Raw genomic sequence first — 17,046 nt, forward strand, 5'->3', positions numbered from 1 at the left:
ACTGTACCTTTGTGCATTAGCATAGGTAGAAAGCCATGGGAAATAATAAAAATCAGGAAATTGTAAAAAACGTGTTCACGGCCTTTCTTGAGGAAAAGGGACACCGCAAAACCCCTGAACGCTACGCCATTTTACAGGAAATTTATGAAAGTGACGACCATTTTGATGTAGAATCCCTTTACATTAAAATGAAGACCAAGAATTACAGGGTAAGTCGTGCCACACTTTACAATACCATAGAACTTTTATTGGAGTGCAAACTGGTACGAAAGCACCAATTTGGAAAAAATCAGGCACAATACGAAAAGTCCTATTTTGACCGTCAGCACGACCACGTTATACTTACCGATACCGGTGAAGTCGTGGAATTTTGCGACCCGCGCATTCAATCCATCAAAAAAACCATTGAGGAGGTCTTTGACATTAAGATCAGTAACCACTCATTGTACTTCTACGGAACCCGTAACAAAGAAAAAAACCTAACTGAATAACCCACATATTACATGGTAGATTTATTGCTTGGACTCCAATGGGGAGACGAAGGAAAAGGAAAAATTGTTGATGTACTGACCAAGGAATACGATATTATCGCCAGATTTCAAGGAGGTCCGAATGCCGGGCACACCTTGGAGTTTGATGGCATAAAACACGTTTTGCACACCATTCCCTCAGGGATTTTTCATAAAAACGCCATCAACGTGGTGGGCAATGGTGTTGTAATAGACCCGGTAATCTTTAAAAAGGAGCTGGATAATCTGGAGAAATTCAACATTGATATAGAATCCAAACTTTACATTTCCCGTAAGGCGCACTTAATTCTACCAACCCATCGACTATTGGATGCAGCTTCCGAAGCTTCCAAAGGAAAGGCCAAAATCGGCTCGACCTTAAAAGGCATTGGCCCTACCTACATGGACAAAACCGGGCGGAACGGTATGCGCGTGGGAGATTTGGAGTTTGATGATTGGAAGACAAAATACAGGGCTTTGGCTGACAAGCATGAGGCTATGATCGATTTTTACGATGTGGATATCCAGTACAATCTGGACGAATTGGAAGCCGAGTTCTGCGAAGGTGTGGAAACCCTTAAAAAATTGACCTTCATTGATAGTGAGGAGTACATTTTCAAAGCCCAGGCAGAAGGAAAAAAAATATTGGCGGAAGGTGCCCAAGGGTCTTTGTTGGACATTGATTTTGGGACCTATCCCTTTGTAACTTCTTCCAATACAACAGCAGCAGGTGCCTGTACTGGATTAGGTGTTGCCCCGAACAACATTAAAAATGTCTTGGGAATTTTTAAAGCCTACACCACCCGAGTGGGAAGCGGACCGTTCCCTACCGAACTTTTTGATGAAGACGGTGCCATGATGGCCAAAGTAGGAAACGAGTTTGGCGCGACCACGGGAAGACCGCGACGTTGTGGCTGGCTGGATTTGGTAGCATTAAAATATGCAGTTCAAATCAATGGGGTTACCGAGTTGATGATGATGAAAGCCGATGTGCTCAGTGGTTTTGAAACCATTAAGGTCTGTACGGCCTATAAATACAAAGGAGAGGAGATTCAACACCTGCCATACAGTATAGAAGAGGAATATGTCACCCCTATCTACAAGGAAATGAAGGGATGGTCGCAAGATTTGACCAAACTTTCCAAAGCGGAGGACTTACCCGCTAATTTGAATGATTATATCGCCTTTTTGGAAGAACAATTGAACGTGCCCATTAAGATTGTATCCGTGGGCCCGGACAGGCTCCAGACCATTCACAGATAATAAAAAGTTCAGTTGGTTCATTGGCTTGGGAAGCTTAACATTATGTGACCTATGTCACTTTAGGCAGGCTGCTTATTTCTTATATTTACAGTAAACAAAATAAAGAAATATGGCAAGCAATCTCAATAAAATAGGTCTTGACAAACAAGCATCGAACAACCTATCCGACAAACTGAACGAACTTTTGGCCAACTATCAGATTTTCTATATGAATGCCCGTGGGTTCCATTGGAACATCAAGGGTGAAAAGTTTTTTGAACTTCACATAAAGTTTGAAGAACTCTACAACGATTCATTGTTGAAAATTGATGAAATCGCGGAAAGGATCTTGACCTTGGGCTTTACTCCACTGCATACCTATACCGATTATCTGGAAATAGCCAAGATCAAAGCAGCAAAAAATGTATCCAGTGGCAACACGGCCATTCAAGAAATTTTAAAGGGTTATGAAGTAATCCTTCCTTTGGAAAGAGAGTTGCTGGAAATGTCCGGTGAGTCCAATGATGAAGGCACCAATGCGTTGATGAGCGACTACATCCGCGAGCAGGAAAAACTGATTTGGATGTACTCGGCGTACCTCAATCAATAACTTATATGACCAAAGACATTCTTAAGGATTTAATCGCGCAGAACAAAAAAACCTGTGATTTTACGTTCGATGAGATCACTCAAGAAAACAGCGCGCTAAAATTAAATGATGATACCGCATCCGTTGGGTTCATTTATCGTCATATTGGAGAAATAATACATCTGCTCTCACAATTTTTTGGGATTCCCACAGATGTTGAAAACACAACCATGGGCCAAATAGACTCGGGGAAAGTCTACGACAAGGAAGAAAGTCAACAACTTGTACAAGATGGCTACCTTGTTCTGTACGACCTTGTGGAAAATCTATCCGAAAAAGAATGGATGGAAACCTTGGACACGCCTTTTTTTGGTCCCATTTCCAGGGTCAGGTTATTAGGGCATATTTTATATCACACAACTTACCATTGCGGACAAATCACCTTAACTCTCAAACGAGGAAAATAGAATACAGCGCCGTAAACGTTTGGCAGAGAAATCCCAAAGCTTTCTAAACGATGCATGTCACTTCCGTTAAAAACCCTACTTTTGGGCAAAATTTTATGGACTTGAAAAGCATTTCATTTCTCATTCTATCACTTTTCGCTTTCAGCGCTTTTGCACAGAACCAACAACCGGAAGGCGGCAGACAGATCAACATTGTTTACGGGGCCAACTTCACCAAGGATGAGGCCCAGTTTCCTGGCGCATCCATTTTTAGCAAGGACGATGAGCGACAGGTACAGTTTGAACACCAAGGAGCAGACCTTTGGTGTGATATTGCTATTTTTTATGCCGAGGAGAATCGCTTAAAGGCCATTGGCAACATCCGTTTGCAACAAGGGGATTCCATTGAGATGAACAGCGGAAAAATGGATTACGATGGAAACACCAAACTGGCAAAGGCGTGGGAAAATGTAGATCTCACGAACGGGCAAATGCGGTTGACCACCGATACCCTCTATTTTGATAGGGAAAAACAAGAAGCCTATTACCGTTCCGGCGGTAAAGTGGTAGACTCGGCCAATGTGCTTACCAGCAAAGTGGGCACCTATTTTATGACGCCCAAAAAGTACCAGTTCCAACGTAATGTACATATAGACAACCCTGATTATATTATCGATTCGGAGCAACTGGATTATTACACCACCTCCAAAAACGCTTACATGTACGGTCCGTCCACCATTACTGGGGAAGAGTACAAAATTTACTGCGAACGTGGTTTTTACGATACCAAAATTGAGCAGGGATATGGTATTAAAAACACCCGCATCGATTACGACAATAAAATAATCGAGGGCGACAGCCTCTATTTTGATAAGGCTACTGAATTTGCCTCGGCCACGAACAATATCCAGATTACGGACACCATCAACAATGGAGTGATCAGGGCGCACTACGCCGAAGTACACAAAGCCAAAGATTCGGTTTTTGCGACCAAAAGAGCGGTTTCCATCAGCTTGGTGGAAAAAGATTCCCTCTACATGCACGGCGACACCTTAATGGTTACCGGTAAAGAAGAGGAACGAATTCTTAGGGCCTTCAGAAACGCCAAGTTTTATAAAACAGATTTGAGCGGCAAATGCGATTCCATCCATTTTGAAGAAAGAACAGGGATTACCCAGTTGATCACCGATCCGATTTTATGGAACGTGGACAACCAAATAACGGGGGACAGTATCCATTTGATATCCGATATGGAAACCGATAAACTGGATTCCCTTAAGGTCATAGAAAATGCATTCATTATTTCTCTGGACACCATCAGCAACACTGGGTATAACCAGGCCAAGGGTAAAAATCTCTTTGGCAAGTTTATAGAAAATGAATTGAAGATCATTGATTTGGTCCAAAACACCGAGGTAATCTACTACGTGTACAACGATGACGAAGAACTGGTCGGAATCGATAAGACCATTTGTAGCAAGATACGGTTGCTCATGGCAAACAACGATATTGAGGACATCACCTTTTTTGTGAATCCAGATGGTGATATTTTTCCCGAGACCGATCTGCCCGTAGAGAGCAGAAAACTGAAAGGATTTGTTTGGCGCGGCGACGAACGGATCAGGTCCAAAGAAGAAATATTCGATGAAGACGACAATAATATCGAACTGGTAAAAATTAGGGGCTTAGACAACCCCATTGATATTGATGCAGAGGAAAACGAGCGGCAGAACAACCAGAACGACCCCATAAACGCTCCGAACACCAAGGCGGTAAAACCCAAAAAACCTGTTCTTAAAAAGAAAGCACAGACCCCATAATGTCCAAAAACGATTTTTTTACATACCAAGCCCAAACCTCCCCACATCCATTGGCCTTGGAGGTTTCACATGCCAAGGGGAGCTACATCTACGACGTGGATGGGAACGCCCATTTGGACTTTGTGGCCGGTGTTTCCGCGTGCAGTTTGGGACATGGCCACCCCAAGGTAGTGGAGGCCATCAAAGCACAGGTAGACCAATACATGCACGTAATGGTCTACGGCGAATACGTGCAACGACCTGCCGTGGAGTTCTCCAAATTGCTGGCCGCCCACCTGCCAAAAAATCTGAACACCACGTATTTGGTCAATTCAGGAACCGAGGCCATGGAAGGAGCCATTAAATTGGCCCGAAGGCATACCGGACGTTCACAGGTAATCGCCGCCAAAAACGCCTATCACGGCAACACTATGGGCAGTTTGAGCCTTATGGGACTGGAAGAACGCAAAAGTGCTTTTCGACCTTTGATTCCCGATATTCGTTTCATTCAGTTCAATGCTGAAGAAGAAATCAAGAACATCTCCGAAAAAACTGCTGCCGTGGTCTTGGAAACCATCCAAGGTGGTGCAGGCTTTATTTTGCCCGAAAACGGATATCTGGAAAAAGTACGAAAACGCTGCGACGAAGTAGGGGCATTGTTGATTCTGGACGAAATACAGCCCGGCTTCGGCCGTACCGGCAAATTGTTCGCTTTTGAACACTTTGATTGCCCGCCAGACATCTTGGTCATTGGAAAAGGAATGGCATCAGGACTGCCCGTAGGTGCTTTTGTAGCCTCGCATGAATTGATGACAGACCTAATGGAAAACCCAAAATTTGGCCATATCACCACTTTCGGAGGAAACCCTGTAATTGCAGCCGCAAGTTTGGCAACCCTAAAGGAAATCACTGAAACAGACCTGATTCCACAAACCTTGGAAAAAGAAAAAATGTTCCGAAAATTATTGCAACATCCATTGATAAAAGAAATACGAGGCAAGGGTTTAATGCTTGCCCCCATTATGGAAAGCAAGGAAGTAGCCGATTATTTGGTTTTGGAAGCAGCAAAAAAGGGGCTGATACTTTTCTGGCTTTTATTTGAGTCCAGAGCTGTAAGAATCTCCCCTCCCCTAACCATTTCCATGAAAGAAATTGAGCAGGGATGCGACCAAATTCTCAGCATTTTAAATAGCTACAAATTCGATACTGTTAACTAATTTGTTGATAACATACCCAAAAAATGGACTTTAAGAGTAGCTCAAAGGGTTAATTTTAAGTCCATAGTTCAACCAAAAACGTTCCTATGGCGTTAGAATCTAACGAATATCCTGACAAATCCATTAGTAAATTTGAGTCCATGCTCAAGACGGATGACGTCTATTTCTTTGATGCGGAGGACTTTGAGGAAATCATTCACCACTACCTGAACAACGGTAAAATCTCCTTGGGCAAAAAAGCCATCCAAATTGGTTTGGAGCAACATCCAAATTCTATGGAATTGAAGCTTTTACAAGTGGAGGTCTTGGCTTTCGAGGACAAATTTGAAGCTGCCGAAACACTTCTGGACGAGATTCAGAACATTAACGCGGCCAACGAGGAAGTCTTTATCCAACGGGCCAATATCCGTTCCAAACAGGACAAGCACCAAGAAGCCGTAAACCTATTGTTGGAAGCTTTGGATATCACGGACCACTCGTTCGATATCCACTCGCTTTTAGGCATGGAATACCTGTTCATGGATAATTATGAGCAAGCAAAGCTCAGCTTTATGCGCTGTGTTGAGATTGATGACGAAGATTATTCATCCCTTTACAACGTGGTGTACTGCTTTGAGTTTTTGGAAGATTTTGATGGCAGCATCTATTACCTTAACGATTATCTGGACAGAAACCCCTATTGTGAGGTCGCTTGGCATCAACTAGGTAAAATGTACCTTGCAAAAAAATTATACATCGAGGCGTTGACCGCTTTTGATTTCGCCGTGATTTCGGACGATTCCTTTATCGGGGCCTATTTTGAAAAAGGCAAGGTTTTGGAAAAATTGGGCAGGTACAATGAGGCCATCGAAAATTATGAATCCACCATATCCATCGAAGACCCTACCTCCTACGCATTTTTGCGACTGGGCAAATGTCATGAAAAACTGGGGAACTACGATCTGGCAAAATACTATTACTATCACACCGTTCATGAGGACCCTTTGCTGGACAAGGGTTGGTTGGCCATTACAGATTTTCATTTTGGACAAAAAAATTATGAAAAAGCCCTGTATTACATCAACAAAGCCATCAATATTGACGGTGAAAATCCAAAATATTGGAAAAAAGCAGGAAAAATTTACGCTGCCCTAAAAAATTGGGACGAAGCGGATTTCGCATATAAACAAGCCGTGGAGCTCGGCAACTACGAGCTGACCACATGGAAAAACTGGGCCGAAGTCCTCAATAAAATAGGTGATTACAATTCCGCCATACAAGTATTGATCCAGGGATTGGAATTTTATCCCGATAATTCAGAGCTGACCTATAAATTGGCGGGCATCCATTTTAAAAACGATGACCTGGTGGAATCAAAACAGATTTTATCCAAGGCCATGAAATTGGATATTGGTAAATTGCGGCAGTTTGAAAAAGAATTCCCGGAATTCACTGAAGTAGATTGGGTGAAAGCGTTGGTTTCAAAAATTAGGAAAACAGCCAAGTAGCCAGTACATTTTATACAAATCCATGCAAGCACGCCGTATACTGGACTACGTTTTTATTACCCTTAAAGGAATGGCCATGGGCGCTGCCGATGTGGTGCCAGGGGTCTCTGGAGGAACCATAGCCTTTATATCGGGTATTTATGAGGAGCTCATCACTTCCATCAACAATATCAACCTCTCTTTGATCGCCACCTTTAAAAAAGATGGTATAAAAGCTGTTTGGAACAAGGTGAACGGCAATTTTTTGGTGGCGCTGTTTCTTGGCATTTTCATCAGCGTGCTCTCCTTGGCAAAGTTCCTGAGCTGGCTTTTGGAAAATGAACCTATTTTGCTCTGGTCCTTTTTCTTTGGATTGGTCGTCGCTTCCATATTTTTGGTGGGCAAGGAAATTACCAAGTGGAACATCGGTTCCATTGTTATTTTGATTATCGGCGCTGCCCTTGCATTCTTCATTACGGAATTGCCCGCAAGCGATAACACCGACAACCTACCCTATCTGTTCCTCTCTGGTGCCTTGGCCATTTGCGCCATGATCCTTCCCGGTATTTCGGGAGCCTTTATCTTGGTGCTCTTGGGTTCCTACAAAACCATTTTGGACGCCGTACACGAAAGGGACATCAAAATTATCTTGACTGTGGGCCTTGGCGCCATTTTTGGCCTGCTGAGCTTTGCCCGACTCCTTAAATGGATGTTCAACCACTATAAAAACATAACGTTGGCACTTTTAACCGGTTTTATTCTGGGTTCGTTGAATAAAATTTGGCCTTGGAAAAAAGTTCTGGAGACCAAGACCTTTGGTGAAAAGATTATTGTTGTGGACGATATGAACGTACTCCCCGGTGCTTTTGAGGGAGATAGTAAATTAATGCTGGCCATTGTATTAGCCATCCTAGGTTTTTCACTTATTTTTATCCTGGAAAGATTAGCTTCCAAAAAATAAGGAAAACCTATTTAGGCACATGCAGCAACCTAGAACATTTCTGGACAACTTCTTCTTGGTCATCAAGGGCCTCTGCATGGGAGCTGCCAACAAGGTCCCAGGTGTTTCCGGGGGGATAGTTGCCTTTGTTGCCGGTTTTTATGAAGAATTTATCTATTCCTTGCAAAAACTGAACTCAAAAGCACTTAAACTGTTCTTCAACGGAAGGTTTAGCAGTTTTTTCAGGTATATCAACGCAAAGTTTTTGGGACTGCTGATTTTTGGAATGTTGGTCAGCTACTTTAGCGTCTCTCGCATTCTGGATTACTTTTTAAAGCATAACGAACTTCTTGTTTGGGCCACCTTTTTTGGAATGGTCATCGGCTCCATCTATCATATCGGAAAAGACTTTTCGCCGTGGAACAAACGCACCATCCCCGCCGGACTCATCGGGCTGGCCATTGGTATCTCCATCAGCTTTTTAAATCCCGCAAAAGAAAATGATAACCTACTCTTTATTTTTTTCTGCGGTATTGTCAGTGTATCCGGAATGACCCTTCCCGGACTTTCAGGTTCCTTTATTTTGATTTTGATGGGGAATTACGTGTTGCTTCTAGTGGATTCTGTCAATGCACTTTATGATACATTTTCCGAGATATTTTCTGGGGACTTCAGTTTTTTGAACAATGCCGAACGGATGCAGACCCTAAAAATACTGGCAGTTTTCACCTTAGGGTCAATTGCCGGATTAGTAACATTTTCGCATCTATTGAGCTATTTATTAAAGCATTACAAATCAACAACCACCGTAGTTCTGCTTGGGTTTATCACAGGGTCTTTGGGCGTGTTGTGGCCATGGAAAAAAACAATTTTTAAATTAGACCCTGCGGGACACCCCTTATTGGACTCCAACGGAAACAAGGTTATCGTCAATTATACCCGATACATTCCAGATATGGCAAAAGCCGAAAGCTGGTGGGCCATCCTTTTTATTTTACTGGGGATTTTGGTATTATTGGTCTTGGATTGGTATGGCAACAACAGAAAAAAACATGAACAGATACGGCCTTCTCGGTAAAAACATCTCCTACTCCTTTTCGCAAGGTTATTTTACCCAAAAATTCAAAGATTTGGGATTGATGGACCACAGCTATGAGAATTTTGACCTTCAAAAAATAGAAGAGGTCAAAGATGTGCTCAAACAGGAAAATATAAGAGGGCTCAATGTCACCATTCCGTACAAGCAGGAAATTATTCCTTTTTTGGATGAGCTAGACCCAAAAGCAGAGAAAATCGGGGCCGTTAACACCGTTCAATTTTCAGGAAATAAGCTAAAGGGATTCAATACGGATGCCCACGGTTTTCAAAAATCATTGGAACCCTACTTAAAGCCGCATCACAAAAGCGCATTGATTTTGGGAACGGGAGGCGCCTCCAAAGCGGTTAAATATGTGCTCAACGAACTTGGCATTGCCAACACCTACGTCTCCCGTAGCAAAAAAAATGGGCAGTATACCTATAATGAACTGAACAAAGACATTGTCCAAGAAAATACGTTGATCATTAATTGTACACCCCTAGGAACCTATCCCAACATTGAGGACAAACCTGAAATTCCCTACCAGCACATCGGAACGCAGCACCTGCTTTACGATTTAATCTACAATCCTGAAAAAACCAGTTTTCTGGCCATGGGCGAATCCAACGGAGCCGCTATTTGCAATGGATTAAAAATGTTGCAAGAACAGGCTGAAAAAGCTTGGGAAATTTGGAACAATGTCTAAAAACGAGCTATTGGCATAGGGATTTGCCTTACCCACACAACCATCATATTAGGCAAAAGAAGAATCAATACTTTTGCTATTAGACAATTAAGTTGTTAAATTGGCTATAACTTTCATCAATCAATTAGGTAAACAAGCAACCAATGCAGGAAAACGATCGTAAACTTCAGCAAGCTGAAGGTGGGAAAGAGGAAATAACAGAGCGCACAAAAACACCTTTGGAAGGTACCGAACAGGCAAATCCAGAAGTGTCCGAGCAAACTGTACCCGAGAAGGAGGAAGAAAAACAACCTGAAAAGGAAACTGTTTCGGAAACCAAGGATGAGGAAACGAGTGCCAAAAACGATGATTCCAATGATCATTTGGATGAAATTGACGAGTCCAATGCAGAGGATGCCGAAGATACCGAGAACGAGAAACGGCATACCATTCCCATGTTGGACTACCACTCCATGTCCATGGAAAACCTCGTAGGGGAATTGCAGCGATTGGTCAAAAATGAAAAGGTACAGGCCATCAATAAGCACGTGAGCGCCATTAAATATGAGTTTGACCAAAAGTTTCAGGATTTTTTAGATGAAAAAAAGGAGGAGTTTGTATCCAAGGGTGGAAACGAGATAGATTTCCGCTACAACTCTGTGGCCAAAAGGCAGTTCAACGAGGTTTATTCAGATTTCCGGGAAAAAAGGGACCAATACTACAAACAATTGGACCAGTCCTTGAAGACCAACCTTAAAAACAGATTGGAGATCATTGAAGAGCTAAAAGGCCTCATTGACATTGAAGAAGACATTAACACTACCTATAATAACTTTAAAGATTTACAGCATCGGTGGAGAAACGCCGGTCCTGTCCCCCGTACCAATTACAACGATGTTTGGCGGACCTACCACCATCATATGGAAATCTTTTATGATTTTCTGCACCTAAACCGTGAGTTGCGCGACCTGGACTTTAAACACAATCTGGAGGAAAAACAAAAGTTGGTGGAGCGTGCCGAAGCATTGGCCGACGAACCTGATCTGAACAAAGCGTTCCGTGAGTTGCAGACCCTTCACAAGATATGGAAAGAGGACATAGGGCCTGTAGCCAAGGAACATCGGGAGGAAATTTGGGAAAAATTCAGCAACGCCACCAAAGCGATGCACCTGCGTAGACAAGAACATTTCCAGGAACTGGAAAAGGTCTACGAGAAAAATTATGAGAAAAAACAGGAGATCATTGCCTCCATCACCTCAATTTCCGAAAATGTTGCGAACAACCATCGCGGTATTCAGCAACAAATAAAAGAAGTGGAAGCCTTAAGGGACTCCTTTTTTAAGGCGGGGAAGGTTCCCCAAAAGGTGAACGAAGAAACCTGGGACCAGTTTAAACAAAGTGTTCGCAAGTTCAACAGGACGAAAAATGCTTTTTACAAGAATCAAAAAAAGGAGCAACAAGAAAATCTGGAAAAGAAAAAAGAGCTTCTAGAACTGGCCATCTCCTTAAAAGATAGTGATGATTGGGCCGAGGTTACGCCTCAAATGAAGCGAATACAGAGGGACTGGAAAAAAATCGGCCATGTTCCCAGAAAGTACTCGGACAAAATCTGGAAAGAGTTCAAGGATGCTTGCAACCATTATTTTGACCGCCTTCATTCCGAAAAGAACGAGGCCCACCAAGAAGAGTTCGAGAACTTTAAAAAGAAAAGTGAATGTCTTGACCGTTTAAAAGAATTCCAACTTAGTGGCGACAAGAAAAAGGATATCGAGGACATCAAAGCCTTTCTATCGGAATGGAAGCAGTATGGCCGTATTCCCTACAACAAGAAGCACATCAATAGTAAGTTCAACAAAATTGTGGATGCCCTGCTCAAGAAATTGGGAGTTGGCAAACAACAATCCGAACTGCTCAAATACGGAAACAAGGTCCAAGAGCTGGCCAAAACAGAGGACAACTATGCCATTGGCAACGAGCGCGTGTTTGTTAAGCGTAAAATTGATGAGGTAAAATCTGAAATCCGTCAATTGGAGAACAACCTCCAGTTCTTCTCCAACGACTCCGAGGACAATCCATTGGTAAAGGAGGTCATAAACAACCTGAACAAGCAGAAAGAAGCACTTCAGACTTGGAAGGAAAAGATGAAAAACCTCAATATTCTGGAACACAAGCTCAATAAGGAATCCGAAGAAGAGGAAACCGAGAGCAGCGAAGAAGAATAGCCACTTTTTGTAACTCCAAAAAACAATAAAAGGACCGTCTTATCAGCGGTCCTTTCTTATTCTTGGATAATTACCCTTCAATATACTCCAACAGATAGTTAATCAAATCCGTGGTGGTCACAATGCCCACAAGTTCACCATTGTCCACAACGGGCAGCGCATGAAATTCCTTTTTGGAAAGAAAACGTGCCACATCGCGTATGGAGGTTGCAGATGTAACGCTAACCACATCACTTACCATTACTTGGGGAATAGTGAACATGTTGTACACAATGGTATCCACATATTCCTCATGTTCATCGACCGCATCGGCAAAACTAATGCGAAGCAAGTCGGTATAGCTCAACATTCCTTTGATGGTATTGCCCTCGACAACGGGGATATGCCGAATGTGGTGCTTTTTAAAAAGCTGCTCTGCGGTCACCAAATCATCATTGGCGGTAAGTGTCACCAATTTTTTGGTCATTATTTTTGAAACAGGTACACTATTTTTCATCATTCAAGTATTTATCAATTCCTTGAATGAAGTTAGTCCTATCCCATCTGGAAAAGTATGATAATTGTCAGCAGACTACTTTGCTACGTTTACCGATCTAGTTTCTCGGATTACGGTTACCTTAACCTGTCCCGGGTAGGTCATGTCCGTTTGGATTTTTTGAGAAATCTCAAAGGATAGTTCGGCAGCCTTGTCATCGTTTACTTTTTCGCTTTCCACGATTACCCGTAGCTCCCTACCGGCCTGAATGGCATAAGCTTTCTGAACTCCGTTGAAACCAAAGGCAATATCCTCCAAATCCTTCAAACGCTGAATGTAGGAGTCCAACACCTGTCTTCTGGCTCCGGGTCGCGCACCACTGATGGCATCACACACCTGAACAATCGGGGACAACAGGGTGGTCATCTCTATTTCATCGTGGTGGGCACCTATCGCATTACAGACTTCGTCCTTTTCACCGAATTTTTGCGCCCACTGCATACCCAAAATAGCGTGCGGGGTTTCCACTTCCACTTCGGCCATGGGCACTTTTCCTATATCGTGAAGCAATCCGGCCCGTTTCGCCAATTTGGGGTTAAGCCCCAGTTCAGCGGCCATTACCCCACATAGTTTGGCGACTTCCCTAGAGTGCTGCAACAGGTTTTGTCCGTAAGAGGAACGATATTTCATTCGGCCCACCGCTTTGATCAATTCAGGGTGCAATCCATGGATTCCCAAATCGATTACGGTTCGTTTTCCTATCTCTGCTATCTCTTCGTTGATTTGCTTTTCGGTCTTCTTCACTACCTCCTCGATACGGGCAGGGTGAATACGTCCATCGGTCACCAATCGGTGCAATGATAAACGGGCCACCTCTCTTCGTACGGAATCAAAACAGGAAAGAATAATGGCTTCCGGTGTGTCATCCACAATGATTTCCACTCCGGTAGCGGCCTCAATGGCTCGAATATTTCGACCTTCGCGGCCAATGATTCGCCCTTTTACGTCATCGGACTCCAAGTTGAACACGGAAACACAGTTTTCCACTGCTTCTTCGGTACCGATACGTTGAATGGTATTGACCACAATTTTTCGGGCCTCCTGCTGTGCGGTAAGCTTTGCTTCTTCCAAGGTATTTTGCAAGTACGCCATTGCGTCACTTTTAGCGGTTTCTTTCAAAGATTCCAGCAATTGTGCCTTGGCATCCTCTGCGGACAGCCCGGAAATCACTTCCAACTGTTGGACTTGGCTTTTGTGGAGCTTTTCGACCTCCGCTTGTTTTTTATCGAGTATATCACTTTTGTACTCGATCTCTTTTATCTTTTGTTGATATTGATCGTTGAGTTTTTTGTTCTTGGCCAGTTCGCTACTTACTTGGGACTCCTTGTCCCTGGTACGTTTTTCTGCCTCGGCGATTTTTTTATCCTTGTTGATAATAACTTTTTCATGCTCGGCCTTCAACTCCAAGAATTTTTCCTTCGCCTGGAAAATCTTATCTTTTTTAATGCTCTCCCCTTCTTTATTTGCCTCCTTCACAATGTTGGCGGCTTCCCTCTTGGCATTGGCAATGGTTTTCGACGCCTTGCCCTTCTCCATCATTTTGGCTATTGCAAATCCTATTGCCAACCCCACAACAGCTGCGACAACAATTACTATGATATTATCCATGTTTGATCGTGTTTAGTTAAAAAAAAAAGCCCACATCGGAAGAAGTTTTGTACAAACTCCAAAATACAGGTTTAGGGCTAACAGACTGATCAAGGATCCCTATACGAGTAGGGCCTGCTTTTACAGCCTAAACTCACCCTTTCTAATTATATTAGTGTTGAGTTTGTCAAAAAATAAATTACCAATGTGGGCAGTAACAATATTTTATTTAAAAGAACTTATTCCCCCAATTTGGAATGTACCAGTTCGTCCAATGCCCTGAGGCGCTGCATGGCTGCCTCTGCATTCTCGGAACGGTCTATTCCGCTTTGCTCAATTTTGGATGCAAATTGCAAGGCACACATGGCCAAAACATCCTGCTTGTCCCGAACGGCATAGTTTTGCTCAAACTTTTTTGCCAGATTTTCTATGTTCTTGGCCGCTTTGCGCAACCCTTCCTCTTGCTTGGGGTCAATCGTTAAAGGATATACCCTATCAGCAATGGAAAGCTTTATTTTGAGCTTCTCGTCCATAATCTCGGTAACCGTCCGTTAATCCGCCAACTTGGCTATGCAAACATCAAGTTCGCGAATCAATGTATTTATCTTGAGCTTAGCTTCAGTTTTACTAGTACTACTACCCAGCATTGTGTTCGCCATTTTTAGGGAGTCGTATTTCTCCTCCCATTCGCTGAGGTTCTTGCGTTGTAGCTCGTTTTCTTCTTTTTGAAGTTCCAAATCCTGTCTCAACTTGGCATTGAGTTGGTGCAACAGCTCCATTTTGTGAAGCAATTTGCTCACCTTGTTCTCCAAAGAATCAACAATCTCAACAAGTTCGCTCATATATGCAAACAACAATACGTATAAAACAAAGTTAACGATACTGGCACAACCTCGCAATACTTTTAAGATTTATTCTTAAAGCTTTGCTTGAAGTAAAAAGTCGTTTTCCCAAAACATTTCACCAAATGAAAACATTGGTTATTTTCGTAGGGAATTATTGTTTTTTTATGCGCCTCAAATTTTTTTCCATTCTTTTTTTTATCGTCCTGCACTTATCCGCTCAAAAGGAATACCCGCAAGATGTTTTCGGCTCCCCAATGGATATCCCCATCGTTTTGGCAGGAACATTTGGTGAGCTTAGATCAAACCATTTTCATGCGGGAATGGACATCAAGACCCAGCAACGTGAAGGTCTACCGGTATATTCCATAGCCGATGGCACGGTGACAAGGATCAAAGTTTCGCATTGGGGATATGGAAAAGCGCTTTATGTGGCTCACCCAAACGGATATACCTCGGTTTTCGCGCACCTTAAAAAATTTGGGCCGGAAATAGAGGAATACGTAAAAAAGTTCCAATATGAAAAGCAGTCCTATGAGGTGGAAATGTTCCCGGATTATGGCGAGCTCAAGGTTAGCAAAGGAAGTATAATCGCTTACTCTGGCAATACGGGCAGCTCTGGTGGACCCCACGTTCATTTTGAGATACGAAACAGCGTTAACGGAAAACCCACCAATCCGTTGCTCTACGGTTATGAGGTAAGGGATGCAACAGACCCTACTTTGCTGGGGTTGTACGGCTATCCCATTTCCGACGGTGCATTGATCAATCAAAGCGCCGAAAAAATCCAATTGAACTATACTCGACAGGCCGATGGCTCCTTTTTGGCGGACAAGGTGACCGCCAGTGGGACTATTGGTTTTGGGGTAAATACTTTTGACCGCTTGGACATGGCCGCCAACCAAAATGGGGTCTACGCCATAAAACAGACCGTAAACGGCAGAGTTTATTCGGAGTTTGATTTCGAGACCTTCTCTTTTGCGGAAACACGCTACATCAACACCTTGATAGATTACGCCCATTACTATGACCACCGGGAGCGTATACAAAAGTGCTTTAAGGAACCGTACAACCACCTGAGTATTTACAAATCGCTTTACAACGATGGCAAAATCAATATAGAAGAAGGCATGTCCTACAACGTGGAACTGCTGATTTCCGATCTGGCCGGGAACACCACAAAGCTCATTGTACCCGTCGAAGGCAAAAAAGAGGTGGAAAAAATCACAAAAAAGGACAAAACCACCGACAATTATTTGATTGCGGACAAACCGAACAACTTTGATCTGGGTGCCGCCAAAGTCTATTTTCCTGCCAGTACTTTTTATGAAGATTTCTACATCAATTTGGAAAAAGGAAACGATACCGTGACCATACACGACAACAGCGTGGCCGCTCACCGAAACTTCACCATTAGTTTTGACCCCTCAAAATATCCCATGGAAGATAGGGACCAGATGTTCATCGCCCATCTGGATAGCAGAATGAGACCTTCGTATTCCAAGACCTACAAACGTGATGGGTCCTTCACCACCCGCACACGAACTTTGGGCACGTACACACTGGTAAAGGATAGCGTGGCTCCCCAAATAAGTCCCAAAAACTTTAAGGAAAAGCAATGGCTGAGCAATTACAGCTATCTGAGCCTCACCATTACGGACGACCTTAGCGGCATCGATTCCTATTCCGCGACACTCAACGGAAAATGGATTTTGATGGAGTACGAACCCAAAACAAACACGATCACCTATAATTTTGATGACAATATTGTGAACGAAACGGAATGTGAACTTATGGTTACCGTTACGGACAATGTGGGCAATTCAACTACTTATACGAGCACTTTTTTCAGGAAATAGCGTTACTTTTGCACACGAAAAGCGGCCAAA

At 43.1% G+C, this 17,046-nt stretch carries 16 protein-coding genes and 1 other RNA gene; 12 read left to right on the top strand and 5 right to left on the bottom strand.

What is annotated here, in order from left to right; genetic code table 11:
* Nucleotides 1-35 precede the first annotated feature (35 nt).
* The 11 genes from GVT53_RS11060 (at nt 36) to GVT53_RS11110 (ending at nt 12,193) form a co-directional block, all read left to right on the top strand.
* Nucleotides 36-491, top strand: a complete 456-nt coding sequence (locus tag GVT53_RS11060) for a Fur family transcriptional regulator (RefSeq protein ID WP_166248686.1) — start codon at nt 36-38, stop codon at nt 489-491.
* A 12-nt stretch (nt 492-503) separates the two neighbouring features.
* Entirely contained in the window at nt 504-1,772 is a 1,269-nt protein-coding gene (locus GVT53_RS11065) for an adenylosuccinate synthase (protein WP_166248687.1), read from the top strand.
* A 109-nt stretch (nt 1,773-1,881) separates the two neighbouring features.
* Nucleotides 1,882-2,361 (top strand): Dps family protein, encoded by a 480-nt coding sequence (locus GVT53_RS11070; RefSeq protein ID WP_166248688.1) that lies wholly within the window; start codon nt 1,882-1,884, stop codon nt 2,359-2,361.
* A 5-nt stretch (nt 2,362-2,366) separates the two neighbouring features.
* Entirely contained in the window at nt 2,367-2,807 is a 441-nt protein-coding gene (locus GVT53_RS11075) for a DinB family protein (RefSeq protein ID WP_166248689.1), read from the top strand.
* A 95-nt stretch (nt 2,808-2,902) separates the two neighbouring features.
* Nucleotides 2,903-4,606, top strand: a complete 1,704-nt coding sequence (locus GVT53_RS11080; protein WP_166248690.1) for an OstA-like protein — start codon at nt 2,903-2,905, stop codon at nt 4,604-4,606.
* A complete protein-coding gene (locus GVT53_RS11085; RefSeq protein ID WP_166248691.1) occupies nt 4,606-5,802 on the top strand; it encodes an aspartate aminotransferase family protein in 1,197 nt (398 codons plus the stop codon). The genes GVT53_RS11080 and GVT53_RS11085 overlap by 1 nt, the downstream gene beginning before the upstream one ends.
* Nucleotides 5,803-5,888: 86 nt before the next feature.
* Nucleotides 5,889-7,289 carry a tetratricopeptide repeat protein gene (locus GVT53_RS11090; protein WP_166248692.1) on the top strand — a complete coding sequence of 467 codons (1,401 nt, stop codon included), beginning with the start codon at nt 5,889-5,891 and terminating at the stop codon, nt 7,287-7,289.
* A 22-nt stretch (nt 7,290-7,311) separates the two neighbouring features.
* Nucleotides 7,312-8,229: a polyprenyl-phosphate transporter gene (locus GVT53_RS11095; RefSeq protein ID WP_166248693.1), complete on the top strand. Its 918-nt coding sequence runs from the start codon at nt 7,312-7,314 to the stop codon at nt 8,227-8,229.
* 19 nt (nt 8,230-8,248) lie between these two features.
* Entirely contained in the window at nt 8,249-9,286 is a 1,038-nt protein-coding gene (locus GVT53_RS11100) for a DUF368 domain-containing protein (RefSeq protein WP_166248694.1), read from the top strand.
* Nucleotides 9,261-9,992, top strand: coding sequence for a shikimate dehydrogenase family protein (locus GVT53_RS11105; protein WP_166248695.1), 732 nt, complete (start codon nt 9,261-9,263; stop codon nt 9,990-9,992). The genes GVT53_RS11100 and GVT53_RS11105 overlap by 26 nt, the downstream gene beginning before the upstream one ends.
* A gap of 143 nt (nt 9,993-10,135) precedes the next feature.
* A complete protein-coding gene (locus tag GVT53_RS11110; protein WP_166248696.1) occupies nt 10,136-12,193 on the top strand; it encodes a DUF349 domain-containing protein in 2,058 nt (685 codons plus the stop codon).
* 70 nt (nt 12,194-12,263) lie between these two features.
* Here GVT53_RS11110 and GVT53_RS11115 read toward each other — a convergent pair whose 3' ends face one another.
* From GVT53_RS11115 to GVT53_RS11135, 5 genes are all read right to left on the bottom strand, one after another.
* A complete protein-coding gene (locus GVT53_RS11115) occupies nt 12,264-12,689 on the bottom strand; it encodes a CBS domain-containing protein (RefSeq protein WP_166250471.1) in 426 nt (141 codons plus the stop codon).
* Nucleotides 12,690-12,764: 75 nt separating this feature from the next.
* Nucleotides 12,765-14,336 (bottom strand): ribonuclease Y, encoded by a 1,572-nt coding sequence (gene rny / locus GVT53_RS11120; protein WP_166248697.1) that lies wholly within the window; start codon nt 14,334-14,336, stop codon nt 12,765-12,767.
* A gap of 53 nt (nt 14,337-14,389) precedes the next feature.
* A non-coding RNA gene (gene ssrS / locus GVT53_RS11125) (6S RNA) lies at nt 14,390-14,499 on the bottom strand.
* A 55-nt stretch (nt 14,500-14,554) separates the two neighbouring features.
* Nucleotides 14,555-14,848: a cell division protein ZapA gene (locus GVT53_RS11130; protein WP_108246612.1), complete on the bottom strand. Its 294-nt coding sequence runs from the start codon at nt 14,846-14,848 to the stop codon at nt 14,555-14,557.
* 18 nt (nt 14,849-14,866) lie between these two features.
* Nucleotides 14,867-15,157 carry a hypothetical protein gene (locus GVT53_RS11135; protein ID WP_166248698.1) on the bottom strand — a complete coding sequence of 97 codons (291 nt, stop codon included), beginning with the start codon at nt 15,155-15,157 and terminating at the stop codon, nt 14,867-14,869.
* A 167-nt stretch (nt 15,158-15,324) separates the two neighbouring features.
* On the opposite strand from GVT53_RS11135, the gene GVT53_RS11140 reads away from it, so the two are divergent.
* The gene (locus GVT53_RS11140) at nt 15,325-17,016 is read left to right on the top strand and encodes a M23 family metallopeptidase (RefSeq protein ID WP_166250472.1); all 1,692 of its coding nucleotides are present in this window, start codon (nt 15,325-15,327) and stop codon (nt 17,014-17,016) included.
* Nucleotides 17,017-17,046: the final 30 nt, after the last annotated feature.

The organism is Flagellimonas oceani (assembly GCF_011068285.1).
Lineage (GTDB): Bacteria > Bacteroidota > Bacteroidia > Flavobacteriales > Flavobacteriaceae > Flagellimonas > Flagellimonas oceani.